The 15,780-nt window shown below is 48.0% G+C and carries 13 protein-coding genes and 1 pseudogene; 7 read left to right on the top strand and 7 right to left on the bottom strand.

What is annotated here, in order from left to right:
• Positions 1 to 429 precede the first annotated feature (429 nt).
• The 3 genes and pseudogenes from AT705_RS07545 (at position 430) to AT705_RS07535 (ending at position 2,567) form a co-directional block, all read left to right on the top strand.
• Positions 430 to 1,401: a hypothetical protein gene (locus AT705_RS07545; RefSeq protein ID WP_058796121.1), complete on the top strand. Its 972-nt coding sequence runs from the start codon at positions 430 to 432 to the stop codon at positions 1,399 to 1,401.
• A 627-nt stretch (positions 1,402 to 2,028) separates the two neighbouring features.
• Positions 2,029 to 2,225: pseudogene (locus tag AT705_RS24840) on the top strand (DDE-type integrase/transposase/recombinase); the annotation flags it as partial.
• Positions 2,226 to 2,351: 126 nt separating this feature from the next.
• A complete protein-coding gene (locus AT705_RS07535) occupies positions 2,352 to 2,567 on the top strand; it encodes a hypothetical protein (protein WP_058796119.1) in 216 nt (71 codons plus the stop codon).
• Between the two features lie 263 nt (positions 2,568 to 2,830).
• Here the strand turns inward: AT705_RS07535 and AT705_RS07530 are convergent, their stop codons facing one another.
• Positions 2,831 to 3,136, bottom strand: coding sequence for a hypothetical protein (locus tag AT705_RS07530; protein WP_058796118.1), 306 nt, complete (start codon positions 3,134 to 3,136; stop codon positions 2,831 to 2,833).
• Positions 3,137 to 3,272: 136 nt separating this feature from the next.
• Between AT705_RS07530 and AT705_RS07525 the strand changes: the two genes are divergently transcribed.
• The gene (locus AT705_RS07525; RefSeq protein ID WP_058797929.1) at positions 3,273 to 3,530 is read left to right on the top strand and encodes a DUF1289 domain-containing protein; all 258 of its coding nucleotides are present in this window, start codon (positions 3,273 to 3,275) and stop codon (positions 3,528 to 3,530) included.
• Here AT705_RS07525 and AT705_RS07520 read toward each other — a convergent pair.
• Positions 3,527 to 4,210 carry a substrate-binding periplasmic protein gene (locus AT705_RS07520; RefSeq protein WP_058796117.1) on the bottom strand — a complete coding sequence of 228 codons (684 nt, stop codon included), beginning with the start codon at positions 4,208 to 4,210 and terminating at the stop codon, positions 3,527 to 3,529. The genes AT705_RS07525 and AT705_RS07520 overlap by 4 nt on opposite strands.
• Positions 4,211 to 4,367: 157 nt before the next feature.
• Between AT705_RS07520 and AT705_RS07515 the strand changes: the two genes are divergently transcribed.
• The 3 genes from AT705_RS07515 to AT705_RS07505 are packed head-to-tail and all read left to right on the top strand — an operon-like array spanning position 4,368 to position 9,468.
• On the top strand, positions 4,368 to 4,571 hold the full coding sequence (locus AT705_RS07515; protein WP_010387258.1) for a DUF3283 family protein: 204 nt from the start codon (positions 4,368 to 4,370) through the stop codon (positions 4,569 to 4,571).
• Positions 4,572 to 4,573: 2 nt separating this feature from the next.
• Positions 4,574 to 4,996, top strand: coding sequence for a GNAT family N-acetyltransferase (locus AT705_RS07510; RefSeq protein WP_058796116.1), 423 nt, complete (start codon positions 4,574 to 4,576; stop codon positions 4,994 to 4,996).
• Between the two features lie 8 nt (positions 4,997 to 5,004).
• Positions 5,005 to 9,468, top strand: a complete 4,464-nt coding sequence (locus AT705_RS07505) for an EAL domain-containing protein (protein ID WP_058796115.1) — start codon at positions 5,005 to 5,007, stop codon at positions 9,466 to 9,468.
• A 33-nt stretch (positions 9,469 to 9,501) separates the two neighbouring features.
• On the opposite strand, the gene AT705_RS07500 is transcribed toward AT705_RS07505, so the two are convergent.
• The 5 genes from AT705_RS07500 to AT705_RS07480 form a co-directional block, all read right to left on the bottom strand.
• The gene (locus AT705_RS07500) at positions 9,502 to 10,449 is read right to left on the bottom strand and encodes an ion transporter (RefSeq protein WP_058796114.1); all 948 of its coding nucleotides are present in this window, start codon (positions 10,447 to 10,449) and stop codon (positions 9,502 to 9,504) included.
• A 36-nt stretch (positions 10,450 to 10,485) separates the two neighbouring features.
• Positions 10,486 to 13,164 carry a bifunctional acetate--CoA ligase family protein/GNAT family N-acetyltransferase gene (locus tag AT705_RS07495; protein ID WP_058796113.1) on the bottom strand — a complete coding sequence of 893 codons (2,679 nt, stop codon included), beginning with the start codon at positions 13,162 to 13,164 and terminating at the stop codon, positions 10,486 to 10,488.
• 155 nt (positions 13,165 to 13,319) lie between these two features.
• On the bottom strand, positions 13,320 to 14,021 hold the full coding sequence (locus AT705_RS07490) for a hypothetical protein (protein ID WP_058796112.1): 702 nt from the start codon (positions 14,019 to 14,021) through the stop codon (positions 13,320 to 13,322).
• A 73-nt stretch (positions 14,022 to 14,094) separates the two neighbouring features.
• Positions 14,095 to 14,613, bottom strand: a complete 519-nt coding sequence (locus AT705_RS07485; RefSeq protein WP_058796111.1) for an NUDIX hydrolase — start codon at positions 14,611 to 14,613, stop codon at positions 14,095 to 14,097.
• A gap of 85 nt (positions 14,614 to 14,698) precedes the next feature.
• Positions 14,699 to 15,751, bottom strand: a complete 1,053-nt coding sequence (locus AT705_RS07480) for an aldo/keto reductase (RefSeq protein WP_058796110.1) — start codon at positions 15,749 to 15,751, stop codon at positions 14,699 to 14,701.
• Positions 15,752 to 15,780: the final 29 nt, after the last annotated feature.

Raw genomic sequence — 15,780 nt, 5'->3', positions numbered from 1 at the left:
CGTTGAGTTGATAATACCAATCTCTCTGGCTCGATTAACCATAATATTGAAACTGGCGCTTAAAAGTGCAGCGACATCAGGGGACAGCGCTAACTTTGAAGGGAAGACGGCTAACACTTCCGGATCCAGCTCTTCTTTTCTATAAATGTGCTGACCTAAATATTTCCAAATGCTGTATGAAAATAAGTGGAATGGATATACGCTACATAATGTATAGTAAGACTGTATTAAAGCAGGTTCAATATTCTCATAGTAGCGAGCATAACTCTGGTTGCTAAACTCTTTTGCCAGCACGACCAAAAACGCGAAGCTCTCAATACTATATTGCCGCTCTATAACAAAGTTATAAGGACACCCACCCTAAACTGGCGCACGGAATGTACGCCGTCTACCTTTAGGTAATGCTCAATGGATTGAGGATGCTAGATTATGCCAATGGCAAGGAAGAAGCAGGTCAGCTTATCAGACACTAAGTACTACCACTGTATATCCCGGTGTGTTCGCCGGGCATTTCTGTGCGGCAACGACCGCGTCACAGGCAAGTCTTATGAACATCGGCGAGACTGGGTTGAGGAAAAATTACTGACCCTCGGGAAGGTGTTTTGCATTGATGTGTGTGGCTATGCGGTTATGAGCAATCATACACATATTGTGTTGTATGTGGATGATAAAAAAGCACAAAGGATATCAGACAGAGCAATCGTACTTCGCTGGCATAAACTGTTTAAAGGCAACTGGCTGACGCACAAGTTCATTAGTGGTGATGAGCTGAGCGCATCCGAGTACAGTATGCTGGCAGCTGATATTGCTAAATTCAGGCTCCGGCTTGCGAGCATCAGCTGGTTCATGCGGGTGCTCAATGAAGACATTGCCCGCAAAGCTAATAAAGAAGATGGCTGCACAGGCCGGTTTTGGGAGGGGCGATTCAAGTCACAGGCTTTGCTGGATGAAGCGGCACTGGCAGCGTGCCTGGCTTATGTTGACCTGAACCCAGTCAGAGCCAAAATGGCAGATACACCGGAAGCGTCGGACTATACGAGTATTAAGGTGCGTATTGAACATGCACTGCAAGGTAAGCAACCCAAATGCCTGCTGCGTTTTGCAGGTAACCCAAGAAAGCATATGCCCAAAGGACTGCCGTTTGAGCTGAGCTATTACATACAGTTAGTTGAATTAACAGGCCGATGCATGCGTGCAGATATGCGGGGTTATATCAGCGATAGCCAGCCATTGCTGACACGACTGCAAATAGAGCCAGACAACTGGCTCAAACTGACTACGCAATTTACAAAGGTCTTTCATGGTGCTGTGGGGCGAAAACAAGCGATGACAGATTACTGTGAGCATCTTCATAAAAGGCGGCGCGCCAATTTGACTCAGTGCGAGCGTTTACTGGGTTAACACCTTCCTTTAGCACCATTTCAATTTATCTAGGCTCAGGTTTGGGTATGTTCTCGTATTGCCCGAATCTGATTACTCTTCAGGGGTTAGTGCTTAAACTTACAATTTTCACTGCCTAGTGCAGATAGGGAATACAGGATTCAATAGCCTTGCATTTTGACTTTGAACCTGCCCATAATAGTTCAGAGAATATACGGGTGGGTATCACTTAAAAAAAAGCTTAGTACACTTTTGATTTTAAGAAGTTTAAATAGTTATGGATATTAGAAAGTACTGGTCCCCTGTTTTTTGGGGTACATTTTTTTATGCATTTTTGGCTCAGTTTATTGTTCCTGTAGTTTTTCAAAATTATGGGCAAGAAGCTGTTGATAGTTATAAGGCAATTGAAAAAGCTTGCCTCATGATTACTGTGATCGTTATGTGGAGTTATGCTTTTATTAGAGCATATAAATCAAACACCTTGTTAAAAAGATAGTATTATTCTTCCTTTCAAAAGTGCTTTTTTTTACTTCCGGCTATCTTTTTTATATATATGACATGATAAAAAGCCATTTAAAAAAGAGAAATAACGTAATGTAAAAGTTACATGGACATATATGTCACTTAAAACTTTCAGTTAAAAAATTTAATAACCGCATGACGGCAGATTTGATAAGTAAGGCATTAATGAAAGCCTACAACCTGAGACAACCACCGAAGGGGCTGGTGTTTCGCAGTGATCGCGGTTCACAATATACCAGCAAGCAATTCCGTAAGTTGCTAGCGAGCTATGGAATGAGAGCCTGTATGGGGATGTGGGGGCGTGTTGGGATAATGCCGTTGTAAGACACTAAGTACTATATGGGATTAAGTGGACAGCCACCTCAATTGGTGATGAGTTTCAAAGACATCAATGGAGCGTCCATATATGTCACTTAAAAAAGAGCGCGAAAGCACTATATGGTAATTAGATGATTGATAAAATATTGGGCTTTGCTCTTTTGTTTATGCTTTTAGGTTCTTTCTTTAGTGTACTGGGGAATTTATTGGCTACTCTGATGAACCCTGTTGAATTAAAAGTCGTTGCTTGGAAGAGGTTTGGAGTCTCCCTATTAGTTCTCTTGGTGACTTTTATAATTGCTTATCACTTTGGTTATTTTATCGATAAATACGAATGGAAGAACTAGCGGGTTGCGGCATGTACAAGCAACAATAAAGAAACTGCATGTGGCACTCATTCAATTGAACAAGATATACCTGCTGGTGATTGTCCGAACGCATGGCGAAGGCGGGGCCACACCACCATTTCCCTAAAAAGATGCACAAAAGGTGCGACGCCTACCTGTAGGCAAAACTCATTGGACCGTTATGTAAAAGCCTCACATCCGCAGGCTTTCTTTTTGAGTTCAATTACCTACAGTCAGGCTATTTAAAATTAAATTAACAGGCATTATTTTTCATACATGGCATTCACCATACAGGTGGTCTCATCTATCTGCAGTGAAACACTTTTACCTTTCGCTTTGGCAGATAATAGTAACGAAAACTCCTCGCTGAATGAGACTCTATTTCTATTCAGGCAAAACCGGTTTGGCCAGGTTGGATAGCAGGTACATTCGGTCTTTGTTGAGCCTTCCATGCCAATTGAAATTGTTTTGCCATCATAGCCTATTGCTATCATTTCAACCTTGCCACTGTGCCAATCTGCGTAAGCAAAACAGGGCAAAAGTAGCAATAGGTAAAACCATTTTTTCATGTGTGGTGCCTCCTTGAGACTATACAGTTATAGATAATTATTTTTAGTCTATATTATACTCAAATTAATGTTGGTAAGCCGCGATCTGAGTATCAATTTGGCCATAGTACCGGATAAAGAGTAACCAGTGAAGCATATGGAACAGATTGAGATTTTTGAAATTCCCAGCCCTTGCCGTGGTATTTGTGAGGTGAATAATCGGGGTTATTGCAAAGGGTGTTTTCGCAGTCGCGAAGAGCGCTTTCATTGGCATGCGCTGAGTGAGCAGCAAAAGCGTAAGGTGATTGAGCTATGCGCGCAACGCCAAAAGCGGGTGATGGCGGCGAAAAAGCGCAGCGCAGAGGCTGAACCAGCGGATGCTCAACAGCAAGGGGATCAGGAAAACTTATTTTAAATCTGGTATTTTGCTTTGAGCATGGCCACAGTACCCTTTTCCGCCAGGGTATGTAATGCCTCTTCAAGGCGGGGGATCAGGGCTTTGTGTTTAATGTGTAAATAATGATAAGTCTCAATGGTCAGCAGTGTATCAATTTTAAATGTCTCCAAATCCATTTCCGCCAGATGCTCTCGCAAGTGAAAGTCAACCACCAACGCTGCCTGCACTTTTCCCTGGATAACCAGATTAAGCTGAGTGATATTGTTTTTTACCTCGATTAGCTGGCCATTGAAGGGCGCGCTATCCAGATATTGGTTTGAAACCAGATAACCGCTTTGAATAACCAATGAGTCGAGCTGCTCAAAGCTACAACTTAAACAGCGACTGAGTAACTGCAAGTTAAAAGTATACAGAGGAAAGCGTACCTGGAGTAAATTTGGGTAGGCCTGAGTCACGCCATGGATCCGCCCGAGTTGCCCGTCCAGGGCACCATTATTGGCAGCGATAAGGGCGCTTTGGCGATTAAAATCAACAACCTCTAACTTATAACCCAGCTGTTGATAAGCGGTTTGCAATAACTCAATCACGTATCTCGCCTGAGGGGTATCCGCCGGGCGATTAAAGTACAGTGTGCGGTTATCGGTTGCGACGCTGTGTGCACTCAGGCAGCATAACAATAACAAACTGAAAAGTCGCAATGGTTCTCCCTATAAAAATTGACCCCACTTATTTTAGCAGTGGCGCAGCGGCAGAAAGTTGCACGTCGGTAACATGCGTTGAGCGTGTACATGAACGGATACACCTTAGCGTAATTATGATACACTTTTTACAGAGATTGCTGTAACCAAATTTACTATGAGCTATAACCTGTGTAATTTATCGAGACAAGATAAATATCAAATTCAATTAGAGTACGAAGCGTCTTTTTGGGCTTATCAGATCAAACGCGGCAAGAATAGCCGTGAGGCCATTTATGATGCGATTAATCAGCGCCCTCTGTCAGAGCAGGCGATGTTGAAAGAAAAATTCGAATTTTATCTGGGGCTGATGCTGGCATAGCCATGAAAGTTGTTGCTCAGGTATTACCGGCCATTCAGACGCCCCTGGTGAATAAGTTTTATCAAACCCATAAAGCCCGGGGGAAGGCGACTCGTCAGGATCAAAATTGGGTACTTAAAGACCCGGATATTGTTGCGGCGTGCAGAGTGCAGCACGTCACTGGGCATTGTTTTTTGTCAACGGTGCTGGTTGCGCCTGAGCAACGAGGCAAGGGGTTTGCAAAAGTTCTCTTGAATGCCGTGCTGGCGCACCAACAGGCTCCTCTGTACACCTTTGCCTATCGTCATTTGAGTGCGTTTTACACAGATCTGGGCTTTGCGGCGATTGATCCATTGGCACTGCCTCAGGGACTGGCAGAAAAATATCATACCTATGTTGCACAAGGTCGACAGATCCTGGCAATGCAATGTATTAACCCTGAGTAGAATCGACTATGTTGCGAATAATCCTCAGCTTTATCCTAGTTGTGTTTACCTCCCTCTCTTTGGCGCAGGTATCCCGATTATCTCCGGCAGAGGGTTTGTCACAAAGCTATGTGAACACTTTGTTGGTCGATGACAATGGATACCTTTGGCTGGCAACCGAAGGCGGCCTGAATCGCTATGACGGGTATCAGGTGCTAGAGGTCGGGGGGCCAAATCAGGACCTGAACAAAATGCAGATCGACCGCATTTATCAGGACGAAAGTGGCATCATCTGGATAGCGTCGGGGCGTGCAGGCTTGTTTAGTTATGACCCCGAGAAAGACAGCTATCGTCGTTATACGTCAGCGCCAGAATCTGAAGAAGATTACTTCAAAAATAGCGTGTTTCAAATGCTCAGTAAGAGTAAGCATGAGCTGTGGCTGGGCAGAGCACAAAATGTCGCTGTGATGGATACGCGTACAGGGAACATCACTCAGGAGATAATGTTGCCTGTCGAAGATCGTCAAATGGCAGTGCGAGGCCTGCTTAAACACGACAACTTATTGTTCATAGCATCGGCTGAACGCTTGTTTGTGTATAACACGGATACTGAGCAGCTGCGCGCCATTACTCACCGTGAACAGATCACGCACCCTTTTCAGACCAATACCAAATCAATGCATCTGCTCGATGACGACACCTTGATCTTAGGGGCCGTAATTGGCATGTATCAATTGGATATCAGTGCATTACGCCGTGATTTTGAGGCCGACGTGCCGTACCAAACTTTGATTGAAGAGCTTAATATTTGGCAAATTGAGCGTAATGGCACGCAGCTGTTATTGGGAACAGATCATGGTCTGATGCACTATGACATCGCCACTGGAGCAGTCCATCGCGATACAAGGCTGGCCAGTAGTCATTATGCGGTTTCGGACAGCAGCGTGATTTACTTCATTCGTGATGATTTTGGTGGTATTTGGATCGCGACCAAAAAAGACGGGGCATTTTACTTACCGGCAGAGTCGCAGGGGTTTGATAATGTTCACCCGGGAACTGTACAAGGGCGCTTTTCTAAAGGCACAGTATGGGGCCTGGTCGAGTACGATGGCTTTATCTGGGTAGGGACACGAGATGGGCTGACCCGTTACGACCCACAAACCCGAACTTCCGAACAGTATTTAGCAGGCTTTTTGGGCGATGGCTTTTATCCCGAGTTTACTATCTTTGGTTTACTTAACTATCAGGACAAGCTATGGCTGAGCAGTAACCGTGGACTGTTTATTTTCGAGCCCGAATCTGAGCAAATTTACAGGCCCGAGGCACAGGACGACACTGCCACTGCCGTCCTGTCTGGATTTGTCAAAGGTGCCTTGATTGTAGGGGATGGTCAGCTCTATCTGGTCGATGAAAAAACCGGCTTTTATGTGTTTGACATTAATACTGGCACGCTCTCGAAATTGGGCGAAGAATTCGACCGATTTGACCCTTTCCTGAGCTATGGTTTTTATAAGCCTTTGAGTACACACCCTCAGGACCCTGTTTTTTACAGCGAGGGTCGGTTGTTCCGGTATGATACGCAGGCGCACCAGCTGGTTGAGATATACCAGGTGCCCAAAGCACATAAGCAAAGTGCGGTCGATTTACTGAGCTATACCATAGATAAACATAATGTACTGTGGCTATCGTTTGCCAGACATGGCCTGGTACGTCTTACCGCAGACGGTTACGAGTTGTTGCCTATGCCCAATGAGCAGCATACTGTCACTAATAATATCTTGTATGAAATGGTGCAGGATGATGTCGGCATGATCTGGATGTCGTCTCATCAGGGGATCTGGCGGCTGGACCCGGATAATTTTCATCTTCAGGGCTTTACCACGGCCGACGGCCTGATGAGTAATGAGTTTAATGGCGGAGCGTCAGTCAAGCTGTCGGATGGCCGAATTGGTTATGGTTCGTTGCAGGGCTTTACGCTATTCGACCCCAAATCGCATCGTCCTGCTAAATCCTTACTAAATCGTGTGAACATAACCGATGTTGATCTGATGTCTCGGGATCTTTTACCAGCCGGGCTCAAGTCATTTTCTTACATCGAGCTGAACCATGATGATATTGGGCTGGAAGTGTCGTTTTCGGCAATGGCGTTTACGCTACAAGAGCGGATTGTTTATGAATATCAGCTCTCGGGTGAGCAGCGCATTCTGAGCCGTAACAGCAACCGGGTGGTTTTTCCCAAATTAAGCCCTGGCAATTATCGCCTCAAAGTCTGGGCGAAGGACCCACTGACGGGGGATTATACCCCTCCTGCTCAATTAGAGATTGTGGTGCATTACCCAATCTGGCGTGCGCCCTGGGCACTGTTTTGCTATGTCCTGCTGGCTGCCGCTTTATTCGCTTTTTGGGTGCACCGGAAAAACAAAGTGGCGGGTATGATCCTGGCTGCCCACCGTGAAACACAAAATAGCGAAACGCGTCTGAAGATGGCCCTGGAGGGCAGTAACTCGGGCGTCTGGGATTGGCAATCGGGAAGTCAGTTTGTGTATCAGCCAAGGCTCGTGAGCGACCTGGGTTACAGTAACGAGAGCCTGGTGTTAGACGAATACCTGGAGTTGATCCACCCACAAGATCGCGCTCTGTTTCGGATTGAATGGCTGGAGTTTGTCTCAACCGAAAAAGGTTTTATTGACTGCACTTATCGTCTGCGTCACATCAATGGCCAATGGCGTTGGTACAAGGACTACGGCAAAGTGATGGCGTGGCAGGATGGCGTGCCAGTGCAGGTTGCCGGGACCTATACTAACCTGACCCGGGAGCGCGTTTTCGAAGAGCGGGCAACCCTGTTTGGTGCGGCGTTTGAGCAAACCCGTGACTGGGTCATGATCTTTGACAAGCATTTGCGCATTCTGGCTTGCAACAAAGCATTGCAAAGTGCCTTCTCTGTCAGTGCCGCGCCCTCATCCAGTACCAGTGTCACTTTGGGTCTGGAGCGAGACGTCAGAATGAAGTATCTGCGTGCAATCAGTAAATTAAAAGTCGATGACTTATATGTTGCCGAGGAAACTTTGCGACTGCCCAGCGGTGAAAAGCGTCAGGTACTGCTAAAAATCAGTGCAACGGAAGATAAGCATTATATTTTAGTACTGACCGACATCACCAAGCAAAAGCGTACGGAGAAAGAGCTCTATCAACTGGCCAACTATGATGCGTTGACCAAGCTGCCAAACAAAGTACTGTTCATGGACCGCGTGCAGCATGCGATAGAGCAGGCGCATTTATCACGTCAGCCTCTGGCGATTATTGCGATTAAGTTCAGCCGTTTGCAAAGATTCGCGGATACCTATGGCAACGACTTCCTGGCGCTTGTTACGCAAAAACTCGCAACCAACTTGCAGTGTTGTTTTCGGGAAGTCGACAGCCTGGCCATCGGTAATGAGCGAGACTTCTATATTCTTATGGAGCAGCTGACAGGCGTGGAACAGGTAATGCGATATATTCATTGCCTGCTTGAGCGATTTGAAAAAGGGTTTGAGATTGAGCAGCAACAGGTGCATGTGAAAGCGAAATTGGGGATCGCAATGTTCCCTGATGATGCCAGTGATGCCTTTGACCTCAATCAGGCCGCAGAGACGGCACTCAACCATGCCAGACAGTCTCTGATCACGGATTATCAATTCTATCACAGTGAGATCAATGAGCAGGTTCAGCGTGCTCTGGCTATCGAACAGGCGCTGTTAAAAGCTTATCAGGAAGAAGCGTTTCGTAATCATTATCAGCCCATCATCAATGCAACGCATATGTCGGTAGAAGGCTTTGAAGTCTTACTGCGCTGGCCACAAACGCCCAGTTATAACATCGAGGAACTCGCCCATACCGCAGAGCAGACAGGGATCATTACCCGGGTCATGTTGCAAACCCTGGAAAGGGCGCTGGTCGATTTGAAAGAGTGGCACACAACCCATCCCGATCTGTATATTTCGGTTAATCTATCGGCGTTGGATTTTCAGTACGAAGAGTTACTGACCCGGATCACCGATATTCTGGCACGTAATGGTATAGACGGTCGCTATCTGGTATTCGAAATCACCGAATCAGTGATGATGGCAGATGCGGAACAGGCAATCGTGCGTATGCATGAACTCAGGGCGCTGGGCTGCCGACTTTATATGGATGACTTTGGGACGGGGTACTCTTCACTGACCTACCTCAAACAATATCCAGTCGATGCGCTCAAAATTGATCGCAGCTTTGTCAGCGACATAGGTTGCGACAAGGAGCACGAAGTGATCATCCACTCCACCTTATCGCTGGCACACAGTCTGGGTAAGTATTGTGTTGCGGAAGGCGTAGAGCAAATGGAGCAGCTGTCTTTTCTGAGAATGCTGGGATGTGAGCGCTTCCAGGGCTATCTGTTCAGTAAAGCCTTACCTGCGAGCGAAGCCGGCGCACTATTAAGGCGTAACTGGCATCAGGTGTTTGCACGTGCCAGCTAGTGACAGGCCTGCGTGAAGCAGGCCTTTGTCGTGCTATAGCTTGCCGCCACAATGGCGGCAGTAGTGGTTGTGTACGCGCTGGCTGGTCATCATTTTAATGGCCTGATTGGCTTCCGTTGCACTGAGTCCCAGTTCAATTCTGAGGGCTTCGAGGTGTTCTTTTTCCTGCTCGTCGACGACCCCATCGCTCAGCGAGTGCAGCACGGCTTCGTTGAAGGCATCGCGGCGTTTTCTCAGTTGATCGGCAAAGCTGGACGCCAGCAGACCCGTGGGGATAGCGACCATACCCATACTCAGTAAGGTGATCACCCCGCCAAAAAATCGTCCCAAAGGCGTGATGGGCACCACATCACCATATCCCACCGTGGTGAGTGTAGCCATTGCCCACCACATGGCGGCCGGAATTGAGCCAAACTTATCGGGCTGCACGTCATGTTCAATGAGGTAGATGCCACACGACGCCACAATCAACACCAGTGACATAATAAAGAAAGCTGCCAGTAATGAACTGCTCTCTTCTCTGAATGCCGCTAATAATAGCTGCATTGCGCGAGAGTAGCGGGTCAGTTTGAAAATACGCAGCAAACGGAATACGCGTAAAAAACGCAGGTCAAAGGTGAAGAACACCATGAGTATCGTGGGGAGAATGGCCAGTAAATCGATAATGGCCAGTGGTGAGAACACATAACGCATACGCTTTTTCGTGTTGTTGCCTGGCGTATGTTTAAATGCCAGTTTATCAACGCAGCACCATAGCCTGAGCAGGTATTCAATGGTGAAAATCGCCACTGACGTGACTTCGATGAAAAAGAACAGCCTGTGATAACGCGCAGCAAGCGCTGGCACAGACTCCAGTACTATGGCAATGACGTTGATAATGATGAGCGAGATCAGAAACACATCTATGGCATGCCCGGCTTTTCTGAATCGCCCGCTGGCTTCCAGTAGCCCGGCGGTTTTTTGTCTGAGTGTCAGATCCATAGTTATCTTGTTAACCTTGCTATTTGGGGTTGTATTTCATGACTGTGCTGTGAGTGGCATTCTCATTACCACAGTGCCTTCTTCAAAATCTCGGGTCACCGTGAACCCCAGTTTTTTCGCCAGCCCAATCATACCGGTGTTTTCTGGTAAGGTGATCCCTTCAATAGACCCGACACACTGACGTTTACAGTAGTTGATGGCTGCCTCCATCAGTAGTTTACCCAGGCCCAGCCCCTGGCAATCTGAACGCACGACCACAGCAAATTCGGCGAGTAAATTGTCCGGGTCCATCAGCACCCGTGAAACCCCCAGTGTCCGTTGCGCACTTTTATAGGGCTCGGTAATGATAAATGCCATCTCACGGTCATAATCAATTTGTGTCATTTTAGCCAATTGATCATGGGTAAACTGTGGCAGCTCACCGAAAAAACGTCGGTATCTGTCTTCTTTACTCAGGGACTGGTCAAACTCCTGATGGTTACGTTCGTCCTCGGGGCGGATTGGCCTTAGCTGTGCCTGGGTGCCATTTTTCAGGGTAACCGATCGCTCCCATTCTTTTGGATAGGGTTTGATGGCTAATCGCTTGCGCCCGGGGAGCGGTTCGTAGCGCTGCAAAGCCATATTGGCATCGAGGATCAAAAAGTGTCCATCGGTCGCTAAAATGGGATTCAGTTCCACAGCCTGAATATCAGGTTGATCCACCACTAACTGGGAGACGCGGGTGAGCAACGCGCACAGACGATACTTATCTACTTTCTCCGGTAACAGGCGCTCTTTCAGGACGCCCTTATCATACGCCGCTGCTATCAGGTATTTAGCCAGATTCATGTTTAGCGGGGGCAGGGCAACGGCCGCCTGATTGAAGTCATATCCGGTGCCAGCCTCACCGAGCAATATAACGGGCCCTACATCGGGCTCAGTTTTGACCGCAATGCGTAATTCCTGGCTGCCAGCCCTGGGGGCCATTTTTTGCAAAGAGAAACCTTCAATAATGGCATCCGGGTAGGCTTGCTTGATACGCAGGAGTATAGCGAAGGCACTTTGTTCTACTTCATCGCCATCATTGAGGTTGAGCACCACGCCGCCGACCTCAGATTTTGACGGTATAGACGGACTGAGCAGTTTGAGCGCGACAGGAAAGCCGAGTATTTGTGCCTGCTCTTTGGCCTCACTGGGAGTCAGTGCTATGTCTGTCTCTATGCATTCCATGCCGTAGTGGCAGAGGATCTGGCTGGCCTGATGGGTCGAGAGCTGAGTGAGTGACTGATCAAGGTAGCTGTCAATCTGCGCTTTGGCGCTGTGGTTGTGGATCAGTTCATCCTGACTGATGGACTCCGGGGTTTGTGTCAGGTGCTTTTGGTTACGCCGGTAGCTGATCAGATGCATAAACGCCCCGACGGCGCCTTCGGGTGTGCGATACGTTGGAATGCTGTGCTCGACACAGACATTGCGGGCCTCCCAGGCAGCTTCCTCGCCCATAAAGTTGGTCATCACAAAGGGGCGAGCCATTTTAGGTAACGTACTCAGGGTTTGTGCAATGATCTGGGCATACGCTTCACTGGGGGCCAGGGCGGATGGCGTATGAATGATGAGTAAGTTCTTCACTTCCTCCGCTTTGAGTAAAATCTCTAGTGCCTGCTGATAGCGATGGGGCGCTGAATCGCCGAAAATATCAACCGGATTTGCAGTGTGATTTGACTGCGGGATCACGGCATTGAGCGCCGCAATGGTTTTGTCACTCAGTTCGGCGAGTTTACCGCTGCGCTGTAATAAGGTATCCACGGCCATTATACCAGGGCCGCCGCCATTGGTGAGTATGGTGAGATGTTCAACCTGTAATAGTTTTGGGTGCAGAGCCAGTGTTTGTGTGGCTGCAAATAGTTCCCGCAGATCGGTGACCCTGAGCATACCTGCGCGCTGAAACATGGCATCGTACACCGCATCGTCTGAAGTTGACCCGCCTGTATGGATCACCGCGGCCTCAGCACCCGCTTGAGTACGGCCGGTTTTGATAGCAATGACGGGTTTACTAAATGCGGCAGCTCTTGCTGCGGAGATAAAACGACGTACATCTTTGATATTGTCAATATACAGCAAAATCGCTTTCGTTTTGGCATCCCGACCGAATAGATCCAGTAATTCGTCAAAGTCGATATCCAGGCTGTCGCCCAGAGAAATAAAATAGGAAAACCCGATGCGTTTGCTTTTGGCCCAATCTAGTATGGTTGAGCAGACCGCGGCAGATTGAGAGATAAAGGCCAGCTTGCCCGCGTCGGCGGTGGTATGAGAAAAACTGGCATTTAACCCAAGGTGGGGGAGCAGCATACCCAGGCTATTAGAGCCCAGCAGTGTGATTTGCTTGTCTCTGGCAAGTGCCTGCAAACGTTGTTTTTGCTCGTTGTCGAGCCCTGCTGCCACAATTATGGCATTTTTGCATCCCCGCTCAGATAGTTCGGTTAAAATCTGTATCAGCGTCGCTTTGTTGGTACAGATAACGGCCAGATCGGGTACCTGAGGGAGATCGGCAATGGTTGGGTAAGCCAATACCCCCTGAACGGCAGCGTATTTTGGTGTAACGGGCATAATGGGGCCTTTAAACCCGCCGTGCAGCAGATTGCGCATCACCACGTTACCGGCTCGGCCTGGATTACTAGAGGCACCAATAACAGCCACCGAACGGGGACTAAAAAACTGGTTGATCCGCTTTATACTCATACTAACTCCTTGACTTGCCGGACTAAGGGCGGGCTAACAGCTAAATACTAATCGCTTTAGCGGCAGGTTGCGAGTCAAAGCCGGGGTTGTTTTGATCTCAGTACAATTTGTTGGCACACGGTGTGGAGTAAATACATATTACTTAGCCATTGTCGTCAGCGTTTTTTCTTCAGCCATTTGTTCATAGCGGCATCATAAGCATCCGTGATAGCTGTTTTGTCGCAGGTGCTGCTTGCGGTGAGCCAGTTTTTAGCAAACCCTTCAGGTGGTGGGTTGTTTGGGTCACCCTGAACCTCTTTGTAGCACCGGTCTCCTTCCCGATATTCCGTAAAAATGTGGTTTTTCGATTCAATTTGTCGCATAGGTTGGTTCAAGGTTTGATGTGACTTGGGTACGCCGAGGCGTTTTGGCTGGGTGTTATTGCGTGGTGTCTGACGTATCACAGGTTGATTTAGCATTTGCTGGCGCAGACGTGACAGGCCCAGAGCTGGATCGATACGTTTATGGGGCTTAATTGTATGTACTTTGGTTTGTTGAACCTGTGGCTGAGAATCAGTGTGAGTCGTGGGACCAGTATTGCTTGATGCGGTATTTGATTCGACCTGCTTTTTTTCAGGTAAAGGCTGAGCCGGGCCGATCTGCTGCTCAGATGATTGCGCGGGCTCAGTGAGTGGCTGTGATGGTTGCTCCGTAGCCGTTGGGTCTGGCGTGCGTTCAGGCGGTGCGACGACCAGGTAGGTTTTAATGCTTGGTTGCGGCGCGCGGACAGGTGCCACAACCGTTTGTTGAGCGAGCAGCCATAGTAATATTGAGTGACAGGCAACGGAAATGACAATTGCACTGAGCCATGAACGCATCACTTTTCCTTAGTGTTTTGATTTTCTAATTTTGTTTCTTTATCCAAAACACACGTATGACCCAGGCTAATGGCTAAAAGTTCAGTTGCATTAATTCTTTGGCAATGAGCTTGAGCAAGCGAGTTTCCCTGAGCAGAGATTGCCCTTGTTTATCGCTGTTTGCCAGTACGGCTTCATTGTGGGCAATGGCTTCGGTGATCTCCACCCACTGTGGTTGCATACCATTACTAACTTCATAATGTTCCATTTCTGGCTCATCAAACTCCCCGCAAATGTCACACTGATAGCAGTGCGAAACTATGTGTACATTGTCATAATCGGGTTTGTACCAGTGCTGATATTCTTCATACATACCAAAGGGCGCGATATTGGTGACAGAGCGGGCACCGGTTTCTTCTTTTACCTCGCGTACCAGCGCGTCTGTGAGAGACTCCCCTTCGTCAACCCCACCACCGGGCAAGGTGTAATCATCATATCGCTGGGTGTAGAGTAATAAAATTTGCGATTGACGGGTGATAATCGCCCGTGTCGCAGGTCGGGTGAAACTGGTGCCAGGTAAAGGCACGGCAGGGGCTGGATTAAGAACGCGCATGGCAGAGTCCCGAAAAAGTGCTGAGTCTACCATATTTTGATTCAGACAGCAGCGCCCGAGCGGGACCCCGTCGGGCGCGTATTTGTTAATAGGGCAATGGATACGCTTTTAGCACCGTATCAATTTCGGCTAATGCCTCTGGTGGCAGAGTCAAATCAAAGGCTTTGATATTTTCCTTTAATTGCGACATCGTCGTTGCGCCTATGATGGTAGACGTTACGCCATCAACCTGGTCGCACCAGGCCAGTGCGAGCTGAGACGCGGTGATGTTGTGCTCTTTGGCAATCTCGACATAGGCCGCCGTGGCTTCTTGTGCAAACTGAGTGTCCCGGAATAAGCCGTTGCGTTGGATTAAGGTCCAGCGCGATCCTTCTGGCCTGGCACCTCCCAGATACTTGCCTGACAAAGCGCCTCCGGCAAGCGGTGACCAGGGCAGATAGGCGATGTCTTCATGAATACAGTTTTCTATGATGTAAGGCCAGTCTTTGGCATGTAACAGGTTGAACTCATTTTGAATTGATACCGGTCTTGGCAATTGGTGTTGATGCGCCAGTTGCAAATAGGTGTTAATGCCCCAGGGCGTGTCATTAGACAACCCCCAGTGACGAATTTTACCTGCGTCCATACACTGTTTGAGTGCACCCAGTATCTCTAACATCTCTGTTTTGTGCTGCTCCGTTGATACATCACTGAAAGTGATCATGCCGGGCCAGTGTTTAGAGAAATGAGGGGAAGTCCTATTTGGCCAGTGTAGCTGGTATACATCAATGTAATCGGTATGTAGTCGCTTAAGGGAGGCATCGACAGCGGCGACAATGGCTTCGGCCGTGATGGGGGTACCCCCACGGATCCAGGCAAGCCCAGAGCCGGCTATTTTAGTGGCGATAACCATATCCTGGCGCTTTTCGGGGTGGCGACGTAACCAGTCTCCGATAATTTCCTCGGTCTTACCATAGGTTTCAGGTGAGGGAGGAACGGCATACATTTCAGCAGTGTCGATAAAGTTAACACCCTGTGCAAGCGCATAATTGATTTGCTCATCGGCGTCATGCTGATTATTTTGCACGCCCCATGTCATGCTGCCCAGACAGACACGTGATACCTCTAAATTGGAATGACCCAGGTGGCTGTACTTCATAAATGCTCCTTGTGTTAAATAGGTCTGGC

Origin of the sequence: Pseudoalteromonas rubra, from assembly GCF_001482385.1 — a bacterium.
Taxonomy (GTDB): domain Bacteria; phylum Pseudomonadota; class Gammaproteobacteria; order Enterobacterales; family Alteromonadaceae; genus Pseudoalteromonas; species Pseudoalteromonas ardens.
Note: the sequence above shows the minus strand (reverse complement) of the source record. Positions and strands in the feature narration are given on the sequence as shown.